Here is a 21,716-nt window from a genome sequence, read left to right as displayed (position 1 = left end):
TTCGCTTATGTTAGATTTCGCTCAGGGCTATCAGGCCTATCAAAATACCAGTGTCAATGTAAAAGCCTCTGGCGCAGATATCCACAGTTTAGTGCTGATGTTATTTGATGGTTTTTTGGATGAACTGGCCCGTGTTGAAGGCCATATTCAGGCCAAAAGGTTTGATAAAAAAGCCGCTGGTGTAGAGAAGTTACTAAAAATACTCGGTGGTCTGGATGCCTCTCTGGATCAGGAAAAAGGCGGTGAAGTGGCTGCCAATATGCACAATTTGTATCAGCATTGTGGTCATAGCATTGTACGGGCCAGCATGAAAAATAATGTCGCTGAACTGGAGCATGTGCGGGAAGTGATGACCAATCTGCAGCAAGGCTGGCAAGGTTTACTGAATAAAGCCTGAGCTGGTTTTTTACGACCAAACAGGGGCAGCGTAAATTTTTACTCTGCCCCTGTGCATTTTTAAGGAGGAACTATTTTTTTATCAGGTTCCGCCCAGCGGAAGTTTTACTTCCTCCCTCTCGATTGAACCCCTATTAACTCCTTATAAATCATATAGATATTTTGTGGCGTGCTTTTTGCTGAATCAGTTGGTTATCCGATAATTTGGTGAGTCTGATGTCTGTCTATGTTGCGAAATCCAATCCTGCCCTGATGCAGATCCAACAGCTGTTGTTGCAGATGCAGCAGGCTATGGTGGCGGGTAAATGGTTGCAGGTGCAGGACTACGATCGCCAAATCAGCGCCTTGGTACTGCAGATTAAACAAAGTAAAGACCGCCAGGAGTTGCAGCTTGAATTACAGCTGGTGAAACAGCGTTATCAGGCCTTACTGCAGCTGGCTAAACGTCAGCAACAAATGTTAGAGCAAAAAATGCAGCGGTTTCAGGAGACTAAAACTGCCGTGGTGGCTTATCAATTAACCTCTGAAGCAACACTGGAGCATAACAGCTGATGACCATGCCGGTTTTTGCCTCATTCACTGCTGTTGCAGTGCCTCAGCCACTGACTCAAGGGCGACCGGCACTGACAGACTATTCCGACAGTCAGCAGCAATCTTATTCCGAAGACGCGGCGGTGTTGCTGGCAACAATGGAAGCTGCTTTGGCCGAGCTTGACACTGAGCTGCAGCACTTGCCGGAAGTTACGGATCCAAGTGGTCTGGTTCAGAGCATGCTGCCTCCACCTCTGTTATTTGCGCCTTTACCTGTAGCGTTGGAAACACTGCCTGTCGCAGAGAGTGCAGAACCTGTTATGCCTGTGCTTGCACCAGAGCTGGTGATACAAAAGTCCTCCGAAGAGGACTGGGTTGCTCCGGCGCTTATTTCCGCTGGCTTAACGAAATTGTCCGAGCCGTCAGCACTGCCAGCACCGCCTGTCGCTGTTATGCCATTGCATCCAGAGCAACAAACACGAACCGCAGCTCAGCCCTTGTTGCCGCAGCTGGAAAGAAGTGCAGATTTGCCCGCCCCCGTTGTGGTGTCGGTCTCCCAGCATGTTGCGGATCTCCGGCTACAAAATACCTCGTCTTTGATGTCTGCATTGAGCCAGCACCTCAGCAGCCAGATAAACCCCTTTGCCAGTGTGAACTCACAGCTGTTGAACCCAGAGCTGCTGGCTCCGGTAACAGCAACAGCTACCGGACATCAGGCCGGCGCAACCTTACCTGTCTGGCAAGCTGATCCACTGCCGGCACAAAGCCAGCACTGGGGGCAACGTCTGGTGCAGATGCTGGCGGATAAAGTCGATTTACAACTGGGTTTAAACGTCAATAAAGCCATGATCCGGCTGGATCCTCCTTCGTTGGGCAGTATTGAGCTGTCGGTGCAATTGGACGGTGATCGTCTGACGGTGCAGATGCACAGCAGCAATGCACAATTGCGTGACGCTATGGCGCAGGGGCTTGAACAGTTAAGAGCCAGTTTGCAACAAAAATTAGGCTCTGAAGTGCAGATTGACCTGCGTATGGGGACAGAGAGTTCATCTCAGCAACAGCAGCAGAAGTTTGAGCAACAGCTGACACAGCAGACCGATGCAAACTTTTATGCTGAGCCTGATATGACACTGCCTGCGGCACCTCAGGCCAGCCCACAGAATTTAATTAATCAACTGGTATAACACGGAAAAAAGGGAAAAAACCAATGAATAAGATGGTGGTGTTACTTGGAGTTTTATTGGTTGGCGCTTTGGGCACAGCTGGTTTTTTTTGGTTTCAGGCCGAGCAAAGTAAAACTGCAGTGCAGCAAGTCAGTGTAAAGCCACTATTTTTCCCTATGGAAAAGTTTGTGATGAGCGTCAACAGCGACCCGAACTCGCGTTATCTGGTGCTGGAACTGACTTTGGTTACCCATAAACCTGACACTGTTGCAGCATTAAAAGAAGCCACGCCATTACTACGTAACGCCATGGTGGAGCACTTTGCTAAAAGTAGTCATCTGGAAGTGAAGCTGGCGATGCAACAAATTGAAGAAGTGCAAAAACTACTGTTAGGCCGCTTTAACCAGACACTTGCTGACAACAAGTTCGATGATCAGCTGGATAACGTGCTGATCACTAACATTTTTATTCAGTAGGTATCAGCATGCTGGCGGAAAGTCTCTGGTCAGATACCGACACACAAAGCTCATCTGCTTTGGCCATCAGCAATGAAAGTAGCTTATTGGCGCAGTACAGCTTTTTGGTGAAAAGAGCCGCTGGTCATTTGCGCTCTTTATTAGGGCCTGTGGTTGATTCAGACGATTTACAGCAAATAGGTTTGCTGGGGTTGTTATCGGCGCTGCGGCGTTATGGCAAAAATCCGGACGAATTTTTTGAAGCTTATGCCTTTAAACGTATTCGCGGTGCCATGTTGGACGAGTTTCGCCGCACCGACTGGCGGCCCCGGCAGTTACGTCAGCAGGCGCATCAGTTCCGCGATGCCAGCCGCGAATTAACCAAAACCTTAGGCCGGGTGCCTAGTCATGAAGAGTTGGGTAAGCACTTAAAAATTGATGCAGCTCAGCTGTCGGAGCTGATGTATCTGACACAGGCTGAGTCGATGGAAAGCCTGGATCAATTGCTGGAACAACAGCAACACGCACAGTTAGGTGAAACCAGTTTGTCAGCATTGGAATTGAAACTGTCGTTAAAAAAAGCCATGGCGTCTTTGCCGGATCGCTGCAGATTGCTGCTGCATCTGTATTACAGCCATGAACTGAATATGAAAGAGATAGCGCTGGTGCTGGAGCTGACAGAATCCAGAGTCTGTCAGTTGCATAAGCACTCTATTGATTTACTGAATAAAAAACTGGCTCAGTGGTAAAAGGACGGAACAAAAACAATGCAAAGACTAATAGGTTTTCTGGTTGTACTTGCTGCGGTAATTGGCGGCTTTATGATGGCTGGTGGCAATGTCGCCATGCTGTGGCAACCTGCTGAGTTTGTTATTATTTTAGGCGCAGGTGTCGGTGCCTTGATCATAGGCAACAGCAGTTATGTACTGAAAGAAATGCTGAGGCAATTAAAGGCGCAGTTTGTTAAGCAGCCGGACCAAAGTCAGCTGTATAAAGAGCTGCTGATGCTGATGTATCAACTGCTGGAAACCATCCGCAGCAAAGGCTTTCGTGAACTGGAAGACCATGTTGAAAGTCCGCAAACCAGCTCTATTTTTATCTCTTACCCTGCAGTTTTAGACAACCCGGAATTGCTGGTGTTTGTTTGCGACAACGTACGTTTGCTCAGCATGGGAAAAATTACTGCTTATGATCTGGATGCTCTGCTGGAGCAGGAAATTCAGACCATAGAAGAGCAAAAACTCAAACCCTCTTCTGCCTTGCACAGCATAGCTGAAGCCATGCCAGGTTTTGGTATTTTGGCTGCAGTAGGCGGCATTATTATTACCATGCAGCATCTGGATGGCTCTTTAAGCGAAATTGGCTACCACGTTGCGGCAGCGCTGGTGGGCACTTTTATTGGTATTTTTGCCTGTTATTGTCTGTTTGAACCTTTAAGTTCAGCGATGGATTCGTATGTCCGCAAACAGACTGCTTTGTTTGAATGTGTACGTGCTGTGTTGGTGGCTCATGCCAAAGGCCATGTGGCTGTGGTGGCGACAGATTCTGGCAGAAAGCTGATCACCGAAGATTTGAAACCGTCTTTCACTGAAATGGAAGACTGGATCAATAACAAGGCGGCCTGATGAACGACTCAGTTCCGGTAATTATCAGACGCAGCAGGGCGGCCAAAGGCGGCGCAAAAAAAAGCAATGGCGCCTGGAAAGTAGCTTTTGCTGACTTTACGCTGGCGATGATGGCGTTTTTTATGGTGCTGTGGATTTTAGAGGTGTCCAGCGTCAAAGAGCGCACGAAAGTGGCGTCTTATATGCGTACTCAGTCCATTTTAGGCGGCAACAGTCACCCTTTTGACGCGATGAACAGCCCCTATCCGGTGGATTTAGGCGGCACCCCTTCTCCTATAGAAATGGCGGTGTCTGTGCATGAGCCTCAGCAAAGTTTTGTCGCTGGCATGTCGGCTCATTTGCAAATCCCTGAAGGTAAAAAGGAGCCATCGGCAGGTGTGGGTGAAAAACTCAATTCGCTGATCAGTGGCCAATACGATTCACCACCGGATTTAAGTTTGTTAGCTCAGGCGTTTCAGAATTTTGCAGAAGTGAATCAGGCCGAAGCCAACCTGGTGATTGAAGCTATGCCAGCCGGACTGCGGGTGATTATCCGCGACAGTGAGAACCGTCAGATGTTTCAGCGTGGGCAGGTGCAAATGACGCCTTATTTTGAAGACTTGTTATTAAAGCTGGCACCGGTGTTTTCGCGCATTCACAACAGATTATTGATTTCGGGCCACACAGACGGCACGGCCTTTAACAGCAGCCAGTACAGCAACTGGGAATTGTCCGGCGACAGAGCTTTACAAGCACGACAGGTTTTGGCTGCTGGTGGTATGCCAACACAACGTGTGGCTCAGGTCAGTGCTTTTGCCGAAACCATGTTACTGAACAGGGCACAACCAGGGGGCAGTGAAAACCGCCGCATAGAAATTCTGATCCTGACCAGTAAAGCAGAGCAGCAGTTAAAAGATATGTTCTCCAGCGACAATCAACAGAATGAGCTGAATAAAGCAGCCGATGCTGCCCGTCAGAATCAACCTGTATTACGCACAGATTATCAGGACTGATATGCCGTATTTACGCCAACAACCGGGTCGCAGTTTTTACCGCTGGTATTTTTATGACCCAGAGCAGTCCCTGCAAACCCAAACCAAGGGCATAGCGGTGAAGTTAAAACGTCCAGGCTGGTTTGGTGGTGAGATTGGCAGTGCTGTGGTGAAAGACATGAGTATGGGCGGTGCTGGTTTACTGGCTCCGCTGAAAGATAAAGTGCCAGATGAGTTTTGGGTACTGTACGACAAAAGCACCCAGGTCAAAGCCAGAGTGTGTTATCGCAAAGCCATTAACGACAAGCTGGAATTTTTAGGCCTGGAGTGGCAAGGCAAAGACAGAGCTGTACGCCTGACTCTGTTACGCAAACTCAGACGGCGTGCTTTTACATTAAAGCAGGACAATTTTCGATTGGTTGAAGTCAGCCAACAGCAGAACTTAGGGTAGCGGATGATTCTTACAGAGACTGAACACAAGTTGTTAAGCGGGGATTTGGCTTTGGTCGCAACGCCTTATGCCTTAACCCGGCAACAACGTAGTTTTGAGGCTGCCAGCCAAAGATGCAAAAGCCGTCTGGCTGATCTGAGTAAAGCCTTGCAGGCTGAATTAGGCCGGATGCTGACCGATGTCGTTTTTGATCTGGACCTTAATTTATGCAGTGGCGTTGGGCTGGACAACTGGCTGGCAGAGCCCGGCATTTTACTGTTGGATGCAGGTTTGCCATTGGACAAAGACCGCTCTTGTTATATGTCGATTGACCATTTGGCAGTGCATAACATGGCGGATTTATGTCTGGGTGGGCAACTGACCGACAAAACACAAATTCAGGAAAAGGTGGAATTCAGCAGCTCGGAAAACCGTATTTGTTGCCGTTTATTGCAAAAGCAAGCCCAGGCATTGATGCAGTTGTTGTTTAACCAGCATCTGCCGCTGGCCGCGCATTTGTATAAACAAAAACTACAGTTGCCCGCTTTTAGTTATATCCCGTTGAAAGTTCGTTTAATTCTGGAAAAAGAGGCCGTCAGTTGGTTCTTATGGTTGCCTATCGAGCTGTTTTTACAGGACAACGATGAGTTGTTCAGCAGCACAGAACAAGAGGCCTGTCCGTTGCCATTGGATTGGCAGCAGGTGCCGGTGCGCTGCACTGTCGAAATGGCGCGCAAACAAGTCACAGTCAAGCAGTTGCAAGGCTGGTTACAAGGAGAAGTATTGGCCATTGAGCTGTTTAGCTCTATGCGTTTCCAATTGGGTAAGCAGGTGCTGTTTCACGGCACTGTGGCCGAAGAAGGTCAGGTTTTAATGTTTCAGGTCACTCAAAAACAGGAGAGATAATGATGAGCGAAGTGCAAAGCAATACAGACAGCATGATGGATGACATCACTATGCTGGATATGGGCGAGTTATTTGGTGAAGAGAAAACAGATAAACCGCTAGGTGCTATGGGTATGGATATGTTCCGTGATGTGCCTTTGACTGTGACCTTAGAAGTGTCCAGCACCGAAGTGACTTTAGGTGAATTAAGTGGTGCCGAAGCGGGTGACGTATTGCCACTGGACAAGCCTATTGGCGAACCTTTGGATGTCAAAGTGAATGGTGTGTTATTTGCCAAAGCCGAAGTGGTGATGGTGAATGGCAAATACGGTCTGAAGTTTGTATCGACGCAACAGAGCCAGACCCGTCATGCCTAAGCTGTTTTTGGCTCTGACTGCACTGCTGTTGCCACTGGGGTTATCGGCTCAGGATCTGACCTTGTTATCTGTCACCGACAGCGCAACAGGACAAGATTACAGCGTCAAACTGCAAATTTTATTGCTGATGACGGTGTTGAGTCTGATCCCCGGCATAGTGCTGATGATGACCTCTTTTACCCGCATTATTATAGTGTTGGCGATTTTGCGTCAGGCGCTGGGTTTAGCGCAAAGTCCGCCAAACCGGATTTTAATTGGCATAGCGCTGATGCTCAGCCTGCTGATTATGAAACCTGTCTGGCAGGATATTTATCAGAATGCCTTTAAGCCTTATCAGGCGCAAAGCATGACGCTGGAACAGGCGATAGCGCGGGCTGAGCAGCCGGTGCGGCAATTTATGCTGGCGCAAATTCGTGAAAACGAATTGCATCAGGTATTAAAAATTGCCAATGAGCCTACCACCAGAGCCGCTGCAGATTTAACTTTTGATGTGTTGTTACCTGCCTTTGTATTAAGTGAATTGACCACAGCTTTTCAGATCGGCTTTATGTTATTTATTCCGTTTTTAATTATCGATCTGGTGGTTGCCAGTGTGCTGATGTCCATGGGCATGATGATGCTGTCGCCGCTGATTATCAGTTTGCCCTTTAAGCTGATGATTTTTGTGCTGGCCGATGGCTGGTCTATGGTGGCGGGCACGTTAGCTGCAACTTTCGGAGCCTCCCCATGAATCCGGGTATGGCGACACAGCTAATTAGCGACGCCATTTTTACCATTATCGAGATTTTGCTGGTGCTGATAGTGCCGGGCTTGCTGCTGGGTATTGTAGTGGCGGTGTTTCAGGCTGCGACCTCCATTCAGGAGCAAACCCTGACCTTTTTGCCCCGTATGCTGCTGACACTGTTGATGGTGGTTTTTGCCGGCCATTGGCTGATCCAAAAGTTACTCGATTGGTTTGCCAATTTAAGTCAAATGATCCCGGCTATGTTGGGATGAACGTCTGATGAGCTCGTTATTAAGCCTGACAACAGATCAACTGATGGTGTGGTTTGGTACCTTATGGTGGCCTTTTGTCCGGCTGGCTGCATTTTTCTGGGCTTTGCCTGTATTTGATAACCCAGCTGTTGTGCCAAGAGCCCGTATCATTCTGGCATTGTTTCTCAGCTTTTTACTGGCCCCTGCTGTTGAAGTCAAAGCCATAGACCCTTTTTCACTGGAAGGCGCCGTAGTGACGTTGGAGCAGGTGATTTTCGCCGTCATTATGGCCGGTGCAGTACGGATGTTGTTTGAGGTACTGGCATTGGTTGGCCTGATGGTTTCGATGCAAATGGGCTTGTCAATGGCGATGATGAACGACCCGGCCAGCGGCGATTCGGTATCTGTACTCAGCCAGTTATTTTGGGTGATGACAGCCTTATTATTTTTTGCACTGAACGGCCATCTGATCAGCCTGCAAATTATGGTCGACAGTTTCAGTTTATGGCCTGTCGGTGCCAGCTTGTATCAGTTGGATTTAATGCTGCTGGTGAATTTATTTGGCTGGATGTTTGGTGCTGCCTTGTTGGTGGCATTGCCTGCCATTATTGCCATGCTGCTGGTGAACCTTACTTTTGGTATTGCTAGCCGCTCTGCACCCAGTATGAATTTATTTTCTTTAGGTTTTCCTATGACGCTGCTGCTGGGTTTTGTGTGTGTGTTTTTAACCTTAAGCCAGATGGGCAACCACTTTTCTGTGCTGGCTGAGCATGTGTTGGGCGTGATGCAACTGGTGATGAGTTAAGCCTGATGTCAGAAAATACCGGTCAGAACAAAACCGAACAACCCACAGAGCAGCGGCTTAAAAAATCGCGCAAAGAGGGGCAGGTGGCACGCTCAAAAGAGCTGAATACTGCCTTGTTGCTGTTATTGGGTAGTGCTTCTTTGTTGTGGTTTGCTGACTTGTTTATGCAGTTGTTTTATCAGTTGGTAGAAAGCAGTTGGCAACTGGATAAAGACTCGCTCAAGCAGGGGGACTTAATGACGGGATCTATAGCCGATGCCTTGTTGGCCATGTTGGGGGCCAGCATGCCCTTTCTACTGACTTTGTTTATCGCCAGTTGGATAGCTGGCATGTTGCCGGGAGGCGCTATTTTTTCCAGTAAATTACTGGGGCCAAAATTCAGCAATATGAATCCTATCGCCGGTTTAGGCCGGATGTTTGGCAGCGAAAGCCTGGTTGAGCTAGCCAAATCAATTTTAAAAGTACTGCTGCTGGGTTTGTGTTTATGGGGATTGATGAGCCATCTGGCGACTCGCTTATTGTTTTTGCAGCGCATGGATTTAGCTACTGCAGCCAAAGACGGGCTGGAAGTGCTGTCATTCAGTCTGATGATGCTGGCGCTGGTGCTGTTAATCGTGGCTGCTATCGACGTGCCTTTTCAGCAGTATAAAGTGGCCAGCAAGCTGAAAATGACCAAACAGGAAGTAAAAGACGAGCGCAAATCAACAGATGGCAACCCAGAAATTAAAGGCCGGATTAGGCAAATCCAGTACCAGATAGCCAACAGACGTATTGAAGACAGAGTGCCGACTGCTGATGTGATTATTACCAACCCCACTCATTATGCGGTAGCGCTGAAGTACTCGGAGCAAAAAGCCAAAGCCCCTTATGTAGTGGCCAAAGGGGTGGACCAGATGGCATTGCGCATTCGTGAACTGGCCGCAACGCATCAGTTGGAAGTGATTGAGTTACCACCTTTAGCCCGGGCTATTTATTTCTCCACCCGGGTGGATCAGGAAGTGCCCAAAGGCCTCTACACAGCTGTGGCTTATGTACTGACCTATGTGATGCAACTCAAAGCGTATAAACAGGGGCGAGGCCAAAAGCCTGCACCTATTCCCGATATTTTTATTCCGTCCAGCCTGCAAAAACAGGCCAATGAGCGAGGAAGTACATTGTGAACTGGCGTTCTTTTACCCAACCCTACACCGCAATTCCTGTGTTACTGCTGGCCGTTTTGGCCATGGTGGTGTTGCCTTTGCCAGCCTGGCTGCTGGATGTGCTATTCACCTTTAACATAGTGCTGTCGATCATCGTTCTGCTGGTGGCTGTGTCCAGCCAAAAACCGCTGGATTTTTCTGTGTTTCCGACTGTGTTACTGGTCGCAACTTTGATGCGCTTAACACTGAATGTGGCCTCAACCCGGGTGGTATTACTGAATGGTCATGAGGGAACTCATGTCGCTGGTAATGTAGTACAAGCCTTTGGTGAAGTGGTAATTGGCGGCAACTACGTCGTGGGTATGGTGGTTTTTATCATTCTGATGATTATCAACTTTGTGGTGATCACCAAAGGGGGCGAACGTATCTCTGAAGTGGCTGCCCGTTTTACGCTGGATGCCATGCCGGGCAAACAAATGGCGATAGACGCCGACTTAAATGCCGGTTTAATAGCGCCGGAGCAAGCCAAAGAACGGCGTCAGACCATAGCCAAAGAAGCCGACTTTTATGGATCTATGGATGGTGCGTCTAAGTTTGTGCGTGGTGATGCCATAGCGGGTTTAGTCATATTGGTGATTAACCTGCTGGGTGGTGTGGCCATAGGCGTCTTTATGCATGGCCTGGGCTTAGGCGAGTCGTTTCAGCGTTTTGCCTTATTAACCATAGGTGATGGTTTAGTGGCTCAGGTGCCGTCATTACTGATGTCTGTCGCCGCAGCCATTATTGTCACCCGGATGAATGACGAAGGCGAAATGTCAGACGAAGTGGGCCGTCAGTTGTTGGCTTCACCTCGTGTTCTACTGACGGCAGGTTTGATTATGACAGTGCTGGGTTTAGTGCCTGGTATGCCTACCTTTGCTTTTTTGATATTTGCTGCACCTCTGTATTTTGCCGCCTGGCGTTTACAACAAAAAGCCGATGGCCGCAGTTACACTGAAGTTGAGGCCCTGACCGAAAAAATCAGTCAGGAACCAGCCACTCTGGTCTGGGATGATTTGCCTTTTATTGACCGTATTTCAATAGAACTGGGTTTTCGGCTGGTGTATCTGGCGGACAAAGAACAAGGCGAAACTTTATTGCAAACCTTAAGAGGTGTGCGTAAAACCTTGTCCGAGCAATCCGGCTTTTTACTCCCCGAAGTACGGGTGCGCGACAGCTTAAAACAGAATCCTCAGGAGTACCGCATTAAGCTGGCCGGAGTCCCCTTAGTGTCAGGCAAATTACAGCCACAAAAGCTGCTGGCGCTGAACACTGGCGATATTTATGGTCAGATGGATGGTGAGCTGACCGTTGATCCGGCTTATGGCTTGGAAGCGGTCTGGATAGAGCCAGAGCAGAAATCCAAGGCGCTGAATTTGGGCTATTCGGTGGTGGACGGGGCCACAGTCATCGCCACTCATGTAGGCAAAGTGATTAAAGAAAATCTGGCTGACTTATTTTTGTTTGAAGATATTAAACAATTTAACAAACGCCTTGCGCATGTCGCACCAACTTTGGCTGAAAGTTTAGAAAAGGCTTTGACGCCTAATCTGCAACTCAAAGTCTATCGCTTGTTACTGAAAGAGCAGGTTAGTTTAGGGGATGTGGTGACTATAGCCACAGCCTTGGTCGATAGTGCAGAAGTGACCAAAGATCCTATTTTACTCACCAGCGACGTGCGCTGTGCTTTGCAACGAGTACTGGTGAAGCAGGTACTGGGAGAGCGCGAAGAACTGGCGGCTTATAGTTTGGATGAGAAGCTGGAACAAACCTTACAAAGTGCGTTAAATCAGGCGATGCAGGCGGGCAAAGTAGCGCTGGACAGTTTCCCTGTAGCGCCTAATTTACTGAGCCAGTTTCAGCGTGCTATGCCACAAGTGAAAGAACAAATGCAACGCCAGGGTTATCAACCAGTATTAGTGGTGTTGCCACAATTGCGACCTTTGCTGGCCAGATACGCCCGTACTTTTACTCAAGGATCGCTGGTTGTGTTGTCTTATAACGAAATTCCAGAACAGATTCGGGTCAATGTGTTAGGTACGCTGGGTTAAAAGCGATTAAATAACGACAAAAAAGGATCTAAACTTAAACCATTCATCTCACAAATGAGGCGGCCTGGCGCAATTCAGCTTGAATTCATAATTGAGCGTAACTTTGTCACCAAAAGGTCATGTATCATAGTTAACATATGTATGTTATTGAACTACATGAAGTTTTGTAGATTATTTGTTAAAAAATATTGGTGTGCACTGATGGGTGTTTTTTCAGGTAAACGATTGAACCCTATCAAATAAAGCTTGCAGCCAATTTTTTTTTGTTTATTGTAGAGTATTAAGTGAGAGTTCATTTTTGTTCAGAACCTCATTTTTCTAACAAGCTTAGAAATTAAAAGGCAAACTGGCTTAAAGGTCAGGACGCAAAGCCTCCGGTCTAAGGATCCTTCAGGATCTACGATAGCGGGGTTGCATTAGCAAGCGGTCACCCAAAAGGTGAACCTGAAGGTTGATCAGTGATGGTCAGACCTTGGTTTCACCTGTTCAGGTGGATACAACACAGATCCGTCCAGGATTTGGCTGTATGCCTGTCTGCTTTTTTTGCCTTTTAATACTGTCTGGTTTGTAGTTGGCGTTTTGTCGATTGCGGTTTTACGGGTTAAAAGGACATTCAGTTTGATGACTTCTTTGTCAGGTCTTTGGCTAACATTGGCACTAGCAACTGCTTCCCCGCAGTACACGCCAGCTATGGATCAATCACAATGGCGTATCAGTGGCGATCAGTTTCATTGCCGGATGGAGCAGGATTTAGGGGCCATGGGGACTTTGGCTTTTAGTAAAGAGCCTGCCCGGGCTATTGAAATGCAACTGACTTTGCACGCAGCTCATCTGGAATTGCAGGATGTACAAGGTCATGTAGTGACCGCGGGCTGGCAGTCTGAGCAGATAGCACCGGCTGTGAAGTTTTCCCCTACTTTTATCAATGCCAAAGTGGCGCGTTTTATTGAGCAGGTGCCGGTTGTGATGCAGCAGCTGCAACAAGGTTACTGGCTGCAGTTGGTGCTGGATATGCCTGGTCAGGAAATCACTCTGACAGTACCTAATATTAAATCCTCTTCTGCCCTCGCCGAATTTCAACACTGTATCAATGGCTTATTACCTCTGTCCTGGGCCCAGGCCCGCGAATTCCAACTGTTTTACCCTGTGAATAAACGCCAGCCTTCAGCCGATGATGTCGCGTATCTGAAAACGCTGGCGCTTTATATTCAGCAAGACAAAGCAGTTAAAAAAGTACTGATAGACGGCTATACCGACGATATGGGAAGCAGCATCGCCAACAGAGTGATGTCCGAAGAACGCGCTGATGAAGTGGCGTCACATTTAATTGAATTTGGGGTCAGTAAAAACAAGCTGGAAATCCGTGCCCATGGCAACAGATACCCGGCTGGTGCTGGCAACAAAACACAATCTCACAACAGGAGAGTACTGATCCGTTTGATCCGTACTCAAAGCTGAAAGACAAGAGTGAAGCTATGACTATGAAACATTTACTTTGGATTGAACAATGCCGGCCGGGACAGGACCTGATGCTTTGTGTCAAAGCTGAAGGTTTTCAGTTACACCATGCCGCCAATCTGAGTGCAGTGCTGAACTCTTGCTCTTTGCAACAACCGGATATAGTGGTGATGGCCGCCGAACTGGCCGAAATGCGCACTTTGGATTTATTGGTGTTGCTGAAAAAACAACATCCATCCTGTCAGGTCATCGTATTGGTGGAAAAAGATCAGCATGCGGTTGCAGCTGAAAGCCTGAATTACGGTGCTATTGATTATCTGCTGAAACCTTTTAACCAGCAGCAATTACAAAACACCATTCGTAACGCCTCCTCTATCAGTCGCGGTTTAAAAGATTTAGTGGCTGTATCGTTGGGCAGCCGACAGGTACTGCAGTTGGCCAACAGGGCAGCTCAAACTGATGCAACCGTATTGCTGCATGGTGAGTCAGGCACGGGTAAAGAGCGTTTAGCCCGTTATATTCACAACGTGTCGGCCCGCCGTGATCAGACTTATGTGGCGGTAAACTGTGCTGCTATTCCGGACAATATGCTCGAAGCCATGTTGTTTGGTTACAACAAAGGTGCCTTTACCGGCGCTGTCAGTCAGCAGATTGGTAAGTTTGAATCGGCCAATGGTGGCACTTTGCTGCTGGATGAAATCTCTGAATTGCCACTGCCATTGCAGGCCAAATTATTGCGGGTATTGCAGGAGCGTGAGTTAGAGCGCCTGGGTAGCAACAGCAAAATTAAACTGGATGTGCGGGTGATAGCCGCCAGTAACAAAGACTTACGCCAGTTGGTGGATCAGGGCTTGTTCCGTCAGGATTTGTTTTACCGTCTGGATGTATTGCCATTGAGTTGGCCCGCGTTACGCGAACGCAAAGACGACATTATTCCGCTGGCCGAGTTTTTTGTGCAGAAGTATGCCGATGGCAAATATGTATTGAGCAAAGAAGCCAAAGCGGCCTTATGTCAGTACAGCTGGCCTGGCAATGTGCGTGAACTGGAAAACGTGGTGCAGCGTGCTTTGGTGATGGCGCGGGGTATTGAAGTGCAGGCAATAGACCTGAACTTGCCTCTGCCTGCTGTGACAGCACCTGAAGCCGCCAGCATTAACCATCTGAAACTCAACAAAAAGAATGCCGAATTTGATTACATTCTGGGTGTACTGAACCAATTTAATGGTCACAGAACCCGGGCTGCCGAGGCTTTGGGTGTCAGCACCAGAGCCTTACGCTACAAACTGGCCGCTATGCGTGAGCATGGCGTTGATATTGATGCAATAGCTTAACCGCAGGAAGAACCAGCTATGATTTCTCCGTTAAATACCCAAGATGTTTTACTCAGCCAGTTTAACCAGTTACAGCAAATTGCCAGCAACGAGCAGGTGATGCCAACCAGCAACGACAGCTCAATGTCTGGTGATTTTGCTTCTGCTTTACGCTCCATCAATGCGCAGCAAAATTTGTCGTCTGACATGATGGCTGCCGTAGATGCAGGCCGCAGCGACGATGTGGTGGGGGCTATGGTTGCTAGTCAAAAAGCGGATTTGAGTTTTTCGATGTTGCTGCAAATTCGCAACAAAGTGATGAATGGTGTTGATGACATCATGCGTATGTCTCTGTAAGGCGGGATCCAGATGAAAACTGAATTGGCAAAAGCCCTGCCTGTCGCAGCGTCAGACAACAGACTGCGGGAAAGAGTCATTAACTTATCCAGCAAAATAAACTGGTTACCTGCGGGCGATAAAAGCCTGGCCTCTATTGCATTACTGGCTACTTTAGTCGCCGCCACCATAGTGGTGATCCTCTGGACTTCGGCAAAAAACTTTGTGCCTTTGTACGGCAATCAGGAGCATTACGACAAAGCCGGTATAGTCGAAATTTTGGACAAAGAGCAGTTCCCTTTCCGTATTGATACCGACAGCGGCAACATTATGGTGCCGCAAGAACGTTTGGCTGATGCCCGTATCACACTGGCGGCCCGCGGTATTAAGGCTGCGATGCCTGAGGGGTTGTCTGCGATGCAGGACAAAGTGACCATGGGTACCAGTCAGTTTATGGAATCGATGCAATATCAGCATGCCTTAGAAGGTGAACTGGCCCGTACCATTATCACTATGGATGGTGTGCGTAATGCGCGGGTGCATTTGGCTATTCCAAAACGCAATTTGTTTGTTGGCCGGCAGGAAGAACAATCTGCGGCTTCAGTGATGGTGGATTTAGCGCCAGGCTACAACCTCAAACCTGAACAAGTCGAAGCTATTGTCAGTCTGGTGTCGGGTAGTATTCCGGGCCTTGATAGCCGCAAAATTTCAGTGGTGGATCAGCGTGGCAAGTTAGTCAGTGGCGACTTGTTTGACGAAACTCCTGTGGGCAAAGAAACCGACAAGAAACTCGCTTTTATTGAAAAAGTAGAACGCTCGGTCGAAGAACGTGCGTCCATTATGTTGCTGCCTATTTTGGGGGATGGCAATTACCGGATCCAGGTGTCGGCCGATGTTGATTTTAACGTGGTGGAAGAAACCCGCGAAGCGCTGGATAAAGAAGGCGTGTTAAAAAGCGAAAACAGCAAAACGGATTCCATGTTGGATCAACTGGCGATGGGTATTCCTGGCTCTTTAGCGAATCAGCCGCCAGTACCGGTGCAACAGGGCGCCGAAGCAGCGCCGGAAAATAATGAACGTACCTCCCAACGCAATGAAATACGCCGCGAATTTGATACCGGTAAAGCCATCACTCATACCCGTTATGAAATTGGCCGGGTACGCAGTCAAAGTGTCTCTGTGCTGGTGAATGAAGCTGCAGCTGGTGCAACGCCCTGGACTCCTGAACGTTTAGCCCAATTAGGTGAAATGATTAAAACTGCGACAGGCCATCAGGCTGAACGTGGTGATCAGTTTAATATCACCAGTTTTGGTTTTGTTCAGAGTGATGCGGCGGCTCAGATGGAAGGTATGGCCTGGTGGCAAATGCCCGAAATGAAAGAGTACTTACGCTATTTAATTGGCGCCATTATTGGTCTTGCCCTAGTGATTTTTGGCGTAAGGCCTTTGGTCAATCATCTGGTGAGCCGCAAAAGTAAAGAGCAACACGCTGCCGGGTTTCAGGGCACGACTGGAACTCATACTGCAGCACAAATGCAAAACGCTGACGTCACAACAGGACCTGCTGTACTGGACGCTACCGCTGATCCTGCGTTGCCGAATACTCAGGCGACTGGTCCACAACATAATATGCATTTACCTGAAGTGGGCTCAGAGTTTGCTCAGCAAATCAGTCACCTGCAATTGCTGGCCAACCGTGAGTCGGACCGGGTTACCGCTGTGATCAAATACTGGATAGAACGAGGAGTCAGCATTGAATCCGTTAAGAGCTGAGCAGAGTAAACAGATCTCCGATCTGGACAGAGCCGCTATCCTGCTGCTGAGTATGGGCGAAGAAAACGCAGCTTGTATTATCAAAAAGTTAGGCCGCAATGAAGTGCGTGCTTTGTCAGAACGTATGGCAAAAATCGCCAATGTGACTCAGGACGATGTCGCTACTATTCTGACTGATTTTTTTGATCAGTACCGTACTGAAAGTGGCGTCAGCGGTGCTTCCCGTGTTTATCTGGAACGCGCTTTGGATAAAGCCGTAGGCCGTAAACTCGCCCGTGGCATGCTGGATGATATTTACGGTGGTGCTTTGGCTGATGATGTGCGTCGTCTGGAGTGGGTTCCTGCTGAATTGCTGGTGCGTTTTATGGAGCAGGAACATATTCAGATGCAGGCACTTATTCTGGCTTTTTTACCTGCAGAGCAAGCCAGCACTATCTTAAGTTTATTTCCGGCGCAAAAGCATGACGATATTTTATTCCGTATTGCCAATATGCGCGAAGTCAGCGAACACGTGATTGAAGATTTACGTTATACGCTGGAGCGTTGCATTGAGTATGTTGGCGAGCAGGTCGGTGCCCGTATTAACGGCGTGCAGCAAGTGGCTGATATTATGAACAGATACAGCGGCAATAAAGCCGAAGTGATGGACCTGCTCAAAATGCACGACATTACTATGGCTGGTGCTATTGAAGACAAAATGTATGACTTCTACAGCTTAAGCCGCCAAAGCGAAGATGTGCTGAATCAACTGCTGACCGATATCCCGGATGAACTCTGGGTCACAGCGCTGAAAGGTGCAGACGTAGCACTCACCGAGAGCATTCTGGCTGTGTTGCCTAAACGCTTAGCTCAGGTCTACCGCCAGCAAATAGAGACAATGAAACCTCAGCCTGTACGTAAAGTCGAAGCTGCCCGCGCTGAAATTATGGCCATAGTGAAACAGATGATGGCAGCTGGCCGGTTGGAATATCGTCTCTATCCAGAAGAAACGGTAGGTTGATATGAGTGCCGTGGTGCAGCAGGACCAACAATTCCGCTTTCCTGCTTTGCAGCGCAAAGATGGCAGCGCGACAGTGCAGCAATTGAATGAGCAGTTTTATCAGCAGGGGTTTCAGGCTGGTGTTGAAGCGACTGAACAAGAGGCTTATCAGCGAGGTTTGGCTGAAGGTCAGCAGCAATTGCAGCAGTTCTGGCAAAAGGAGCTGGAGAAACAGCAAAACGAGCTGGCGCAAAAGCAGCAGCGCGCTCTGGATTTTTTAACCGAACAATTTAATCAGCAGTTGCAGCATAAAGAACAGCAGTTGGGGCAGGAGTTGTTATTGCTGGTGCAGCAACTGGCCAGCACTGTAGTGCAAACTGAGCTGGTGTTGCAGCCGTCCTTGTTACAACTGGCTATTGATCAATTACTGCCGCAATTGGGAGCAACAGACCCTTTGCAGTCTATTCAGTTGTCCCAGGCCGATGCGTCTTTGTTTGATGGTATTCGCCACATTCAACAGATCCCGTTGCAGTTTGATGCCGCTTTACCTTCAGGCCGGGTGCAGTTTAATGGTCGCCAGCAATTGCATCAGCTGGATTTCCAGCAGCGTTTAGAGCAGGCCATGCTGCCTGTGCGCCGTCAGTTGTTGGGCGACGATGCGTAAGTCCTTTAGCGAAAGCCTGAGTTTGGCCAGAACCCAAATTCAGCCACCGGACTGGGTGCATAGTTATGGTCGCTTGCTGCGGGTCAACGGCATGATTTTATCTGCCGCTGGTCACAGTTTTACTTTAGGCCAGCGTTGCCAGATTGAAAGTGAAGATGGTCAGTGGTTTGACGCTGAAGTGGTAGGTTTTGATACCGATCAGGCATTTTTAATGCCATTAACAGCTGTGGATGGTTTAAGAGCCGGCGCCCGGGTCCGCACTGTGGTGACCGCCAATCAACTATTAGTTTCTACTGAATTATTAGGTCGGGTGCTGGACGGTTTAATGTGTCCGCTCGATGGCAAAGCAGCCATTAAAACCGGCGATCGCATCAGCGCCAATTTAGCTGCAGTTAACCCTTTGCAAAAAAAGGGCGTCAGTGCGCCTTTAGATGTTGGTATCCGCGCTATTAATGCTCTTTTTACTGTAGGGCAGGGCCAGCGTATGGGGCTATTTGCAGGCTCAGGCGTAGGTAAAAGTAAATTGCTGGGCATGATGACCCGTTATACCCAGGCCGATGTGGTGATCGTTGGTTTGATTGGAGAACGGGGCTGGGAAGTCAAAGATTTTATTGAACATAGTCTGGGGCCTGAAGGCTTAAAAAAGGCCATTGTGATTGCAGCCCCTGCCGACCAGTCGCCTTTGCTGCGGTTAAAAGCGGCAGAACTGAGTCATCGACTGGCGGCTTATTATCGCGATTTAGGTTTTAACGTGTTGTTATTGGTCGATTCACTGACCCGCTATGCCCAGGCACAGCGCGAAATTGCCTTGTCTGTCGGTGAACCGCCTGCGACTAAAGGCTATCCTCCTTCGGTATTTAGCAAGCTGACACAACTGGTTGAAAAAGCAGGCAACAGTGCTGACAGCAAAGGCAGTATGACGGCTATTTATACCGTATTGGCTGAAGGCGATGACCAGCAGGATCCGATAGCGGACGCTGCCCGGGCTATTTTAGATGGGCATGTGGTATTAAGCCGCACCCTGGCCGAACGCGGTCATTATCCTGCTATCGATATTGGTGCGTCCATCAGCAGGGTGATGCCGCAAATAGTACCGGAGCAACAGCTGAAACATGCTTACGCTTTGAAACGACTGTACTCACGGTATTTGCAGGTGCAGGAACTGATCCCTTTAGGTGCTTACCAGACAGGCAAAGATCAGGAGCTCGACAGAGCAGTGCAACTCTATCCTGCCATCGAACATTTTTTATGTCAGGGCTTACAGCAAAGCTCTGATTTTCAGCACTCCCAAGCCGATTTAACTAAATTGTTGAGTTAAGCCTATGTTGAAAAAATACCTGGAACAACAGCAAGCCAATTTAAAACAGATGGGGCAACGCCAGCAGCAACTGAATCAACAGGCTGCTAACGAAGAGCGGCGTTTGCAACTACTGACCGAACATATCTCTGGTATGGAGCGCAGTTATCAGATGAAATCGGCTTTAGGTTTACAGAATCTGGCGTCGATGAAAACTGTATTGCTCGATATGCAGCAGCAACAGCAGGACAAAACTCAGGCCGCCTACGCTGAATTACAGCAACAGCAACAGGTCTGTCAAAAGCAGGTGGCGTATAGCAAAGGCATAGAAGCGGTGATCCATAACCGTGAATACAGTGCACTGCAAAAGCAGCAAAAAGCTGAGCAGCAGCAGGCCGATGAAATTGCAATGCAGCTGTTTCAACTGAAGTTGAAGAAACCAGCCTGATACAAAGCTTAAGTTAAGCCGCTCTTTTCTAAATCAAAATCTTCGGGCTACACTGACGGTAACGCAGATTTTTGCGTCTACAACCAGAAGAGAGTCTTCAACCAGAAGAGAGCCCCTATGAAACTTATAAAAATAATACTGATTGGTTTTTTACTGGCAGTGGCTGTGCTGTTGCTGGCCGCTTTGGTGTTGCCTTCGTCGTATCAGGTAGAACGCAGCGTCAGCATTAATAAACCCAAAGAGCAGGTTTTCAGTTATCTGGTACTGTTGAAAAATCAGGATAACTTCAGTGTCTGGATGGCTTTGGATCCGAATGTGAAAAAAACCTATAAAGGCGAAGATGGCACTGTAGGTTTTGTTTCAGCATGGCAGAGTGAAAAAGATGAAGTAGGTCAAGGTGAACAAGAGATCACGGCAATCAAACCCGGTGAGCGTATTGATTACGAACTGCGTTTTATCGCGCCTTTTGCCTCGGTTTCTCCTGCTTATCTGCTGACACAACAAAGCGCTGCTGACCAAACGAAAGTCACCTGGGGGTTTAAAGGTGATATGCCCTATCCGATGAACCTGTTGTTGCTGGTGATGGATATGGAGCAAATGATAGGTGATGACCTGCAACAAGGTTTGGACAAGCTAAAAGTTCTGTTAGAACAATAACCCCTCTTTAACTGACAACTCTGGGGGGTTATCCCCCAGAGTTTTATCAAAACATTGGCATCAGACACTGACACCAAACTGACGCCAGTCTGAGACTGACCTTTTTGTTGCATCGGATATGCTGTTTGTACCCAAAAACATTTAGCCATCAGGCTGAAATTTGGGGATTGATAGCAACTCACTTCACGATGAAAAAGGAATGATCATGTCTCTTATCAATATTCTTGTTGCAGTTAATGCCACTGAGCTGGCAGAGCGTTTAAACGATGGTTCACTGAAACCAGGTTCTGTAGGCAGCCCAACTAATTTAGGCGCCTGGGGCGGTTCTGATGTGTTTGTGTCGATGATTACACAAAACAGCTATATCGCCAGCAATCAGGGTGGCTCTGAACTGGAAGTCAAAGCGAACTCAGGCGACACAGTGCGCTGGGCTGTCAGCACTTTTGACGGTGACACAGACTACACAGCCTTTTTATACAATGGCAGCTTTAACCCTTCTTCCGGCATTACGGCTTTAAGTTATTTTAATATGCACACCAGTGTGTATCTGCCAGCAGGTTCAGACCCGGTCAATGGCACTCCAGCTTTGTTCCATAACAATGCCTATGCCACTCAGGGTACTGTGATTGAAGCAGGTCAGAAAATTCAGTACACCTTAAGCTTCAAACTGGTGAACAACAGTACTGGTGCTGTGATTGGTTACTTTAGCTGGGATCCGTTTATCAGTATCTCTAACTAAGATAATTCTTCACCCGAAACAGGCCTGAAATTCAGGCCTGTTTTTTTGGTCTCTATTTAGTGTCAGTTTGGTATCAGGTTAATCCTTTGTAAATTTCATGCTGGACTAAAAAGACAGCCGCGTTCATAATTTTGTCTCTTTTTTGAAAACAAAGCCTTTTACAATGTGGTCTGGCCTTGGTTCTGCTATTTATCTTTCTGATCGATGGAGTGA

The 21,716-nt window shown here is 48.0% G+C and carries 25 protein-coding genes and 1 riboswitch; all 25 genes read left to right on the top strand.

Annotation, left to right across the window (positions count from 1 at the left end):
• Positions 1–7: 7 nt before the first annotated feature.
• Positions 8–397, top strand: coding sequence for a flagellar export chaperone FliS (gene fliS, locus P3C17_RS08820; protein WP_300929082.1), 390 nt, complete (start codon positions 8–10; stop codon positions 395–397).
• A 215-nt stretch (positions 398–612) separates the two neighbouring features.
• A complete protein-coding gene (locus P3C17_RS08815) occupies positions 613–948 on the top strand; it encodes a hypothetical protein (RefSeq protein ID WP_300929081.1) in 336 nt (111 codons plus the stop codon).
• Complete coding sequence (locus P3C17_RS08810) at positions 948–2,111, top strand: flagellar hook-length control protein FliK (protein ID WP_300929080.1); 1,164 nt, start codon at positions 948–950, stop codon at positions 2,109–2,111. The genes P3C17_RS08815 and P3C17_RS08810 overlap by 1 nt, the downstream gene beginning before the upstream one ends.
• A 23-nt stretch (positions 2,112–2,134) precedes the next feature.
• Positions 2,135–2,566 carry a flagellar basal body-associated FliL family protein gene (locus tag P3C17_RS08805; RefSeq protein WP_300929079.1) on the top strand — a complete coding sequence of 144 codons (432 nt, stop codon included), beginning with the start codon at positions 2,135–2,137 and terminating at the stop codon, positions 2,564–2,566.
• Between the two features lie 8 nt (positions 2,567–2,574).
• Positions 2,575–3,294 carry a FliA/WhiG family RNA polymerase sigma factor gene (locus tag P3C17_RS08800; protein WP_300929078.1) on the top strand — a complete coding sequence of 240 codons (720 nt, stop codon included), beginning with the start codon at positions 2,575–2,577 and terminating at the stop codon, positions 3,292–3,294.
• An 18-nt stretch (positions 3,295–3,312) separates the two neighbouring features.
• Positions 3,313–4,170, top strand: coding sequence for a flagellar motor stator protein MotA (gene motA, locus P3C17_RS08795; protein ID WP_300929077.1), 858 nt, complete (start codon positions 3,313–3,315; stop codon positions 4,168–4,170).
• Complete coding sequence (locus tag P3C17_RS08790) at positions 4,170–5,162, top strand: flagellar motor protein MotB (RefSeq protein ID WP_300929076.1); 993 nt, start codon at positions 4,170–4,172, stop codon at positions 5,160–5,162. Before motA ends, P3C17_RS08790 begins: the two co-directional genes overlap by 1 nt.
• Before the next feature lies 1 nt (position 5,163).
• Positions 5,164–5,592, top strand: coding sequence for a PilZ domain-containing protein (locus tag P3C17_RS08785; protein WP_300929075.1), 429 nt, complete (start codon positions 5,164–5,166; stop codon positions 5,590–5,592).
• Between the two features lie 3 nt (positions 5,593–5,595).
• Entirely contained in the window at positions 5,596–6,477 is an 882-nt protein-coding gene (locus P3C17_RS08780) for a FliM/FliN family flagellar motor switch protein (RefSeq protein ID WP_300929074.1), read from the top strand.
• Entirely contained in the window at positions 6,477–6,833 is a 357-nt protein-coding gene (locus P3C17_RS08775) for a FliM/FliN family flagellar motor switch protein (RefSeq protein ID WP_300929073.1), read from the top strand. Before P3C17_RS08780 ends, P3C17_RS08775 begins: the two co-directional genes overlap by 1 nt.
• On the top strand, positions 6,826–7,563 hold the full coding sequence (gene fliP / locus P3C17_RS08770) for a flagellar type III secretion system pore protein FliP (protein ID WP_300929072.1): 738 nt from the start codon (positions 6,826–6,828) through the stop codon (positions 7,561–7,563). Before P3C17_RS08775 ends, fliP begins: the two co-directional genes overlap by 8 nt.
• 8 nt (positions 7,564–7,571) lie before the next feature.
• Positions 7,572–7,829: a flagellar biosynthetic protein FliQ gene (locus P3C17_RS08765; RefSeq protein ID WP_300929071.1), complete on the top strand. Its 258-nt coding sequence runs from the start codon at positions 7,572–7,574 to the stop codon at positions 7,827–7,829.
• A gap of 7 nt (positions 7,830–7,836) precedes the next feature.
• Positions 7,837–8,613 carry a flagellar biosynthetic protein FliR gene (gene fliR / locus P3C17_RS08760; RefSeq protein ID WP_300929070.1) on the top strand — a complete coding sequence of 259 codons (777 nt, stop codon included), beginning with the start codon at positions 7,837–7,839 and terminating at the stop codon, positions 8,611–8,613.
• 5 nt (positions 8,614–8,618) lie between these two features.
• The gene (flhB, locus tag P3C17_RS08755; RefSeq protein WP_300929069.1) at positions 8,619–9,773 is read left to right on the top strand and encodes a flagellar biosynthesis protein FlhB; all 1,155 of its coding nucleotides are present in this window, start codon (positions 8,619–8,621) and stop codon (positions 9,771–9,773) included.
• The gene (locus P3C17_RS08750; protein ID WP_300929068.1) at positions 9,770–11,842 is read left to right on the top strand and encodes a flagellar biosynthesis protein FlhA; all 2,073 of its coding nucleotides are present in this window, start codon (positions 9,770–9,772) and stop codon (positions 11,840–11,842) included. The genes flhB and P3C17_RS08750 overlap by 4 nt, the downstream gene beginning before the upstream one ends.
• A gap of 330 nt (positions 11,843–12,172) precedes the next feature.
• Positions 12,173–12,261, top strand: a riboswitch (cyclic di-GMP riboswitch).
• A gap of 271 nt (positions 12,262–12,532) precedes the next feature.
• Positions 12,533–13,300, top strand: coding sequence for an OmpA family protein (locus P3C17_RS08745; protein ID WP_300929067.1), 768 nt, complete (start codon positions 12,533–12,535; stop codon positions 13,298–13,300).
• A gap of 17 nt (positions 13,301–13,317) precedes the next feature.
• Positions 13,318–14,631 carry a sigma-54 dependent transcriptional regulator gene (locus tag P3C17_RS08740; protein WP_300929066.1) on the top strand — a complete coding sequence of 438 codons (1,314 nt, stop codon included), beginning with the start codon at positions 13,318–13,320 and terminating at the stop codon, positions 14,629–14,631.
• Between the two features lie 18 nt (positions 14,632–14,649).
• Complete coding sequence (locus P3C17_RS08735) at positions 14,650–14,967, top strand: flagellar hook-basal body complex protein FliE (RefSeq protein ID WP_300929065.1); 318 nt, start codon at positions 14,650–14,652, stop codon at positions 14,965–14,967.
• Positions 14,968–14,979: 12 nt separating this feature from the next.
• Positions 14,980–16,719, top strand: coding sequence for a flagellar basal-body MS-ring/collar protein FliF (fliF, locus tag P3C17_RS08730; RefSeq protein WP_300929064.1), 1,740 nt, complete (start codon positions 14,980–14,982; stop codon positions 16,717–16,719).
• On the top strand, positions 16,700–17,719 hold the full coding sequence (locus tag P3C17_RS08725) for a FliG C-terminal domain-containing protein (protein ID WP_300929063.1): 1,020 nt from the start codon (positions 16,700–16,702) through the stop codon (positions 17,717–17,719). Before fliF ends, P3C17_RS08725 begins: the two co-directional genes overlap by 20 nt.
• Before the next feature lies 1 nt (position 17,720).
• Positions 17,721–18,362: a FliH/SctL family protein gene (locus P3C17_RS08720; RefSeq protein ID WP_300929062.1), complete on the top strand. Its 642-nt coding sequence runs from the start codon at positions 17,721–17,723 to the stop codon at positions 18,360–18,362.
• Positions 18,355–19,680, top strand: coding sequence for a FliI/YscN family ATPase (locus P3C17_RS08715; protein ID WP_300929061.1), 1,326 nt, complete (start codon positions 18,355–18,357; stop codon positions 19,678–19,680). The genes P3C17_RS08720 and P3C17_RS08715 overlap by 8 nt, the downstream gene beginning before the upstream one ends.
• Positions 19,681–19,684: 4 nt before the next feature.
• A complete protein-coding gene (locus P3C17_RS08710; RefSeq protein ID WP_300929060.1) occupies positions 19,685–20,107 on the top strand; it encodes a hypothetical protein in 423 nt (140 codons plus the stop codon).
• 117 nt (positions 20,108–20,224) lie between these two features.
• Positions 20,225–20,764 (top strand): SRPBCC family protein, encoded by a 540-nt coding sequence (locus P3C17_RS08705; RefSeq protein WP_300929059.1) that lies wholly within the window; start codon positions 20,225–20,227, stop codon positions 20,762–20,764.
• Between the two features lie 205 nt (positions 20,765–20,969).
• Complete coding sequence (locus P3C17_RS08700) at positions 20,970–21,503, top strand: AidA/PixA family protein (RefSeq protein ID WP_300929058.1); 534 nt, start codon at positions 20,970–20,972, stop codon at positions 21,501–21,503.
• Positions 21,504–21,716: the final 213 nt, after the last annotated feature.

The organism is Rheinheimera sp. 1928-s (genome assembly GCF_029269265.1).
Taxonomy (GTDB): domain Bacteria; phylum Pseudomonadota; class Gammaproteobacteria; order Enterobacterales; family Alteromonadaceae; genus Pararheinheimera.
Note: the sequence above shows the minus strand (reverse complement) of the source record. Positions and strands in the feature narration are given on the sequence as shown.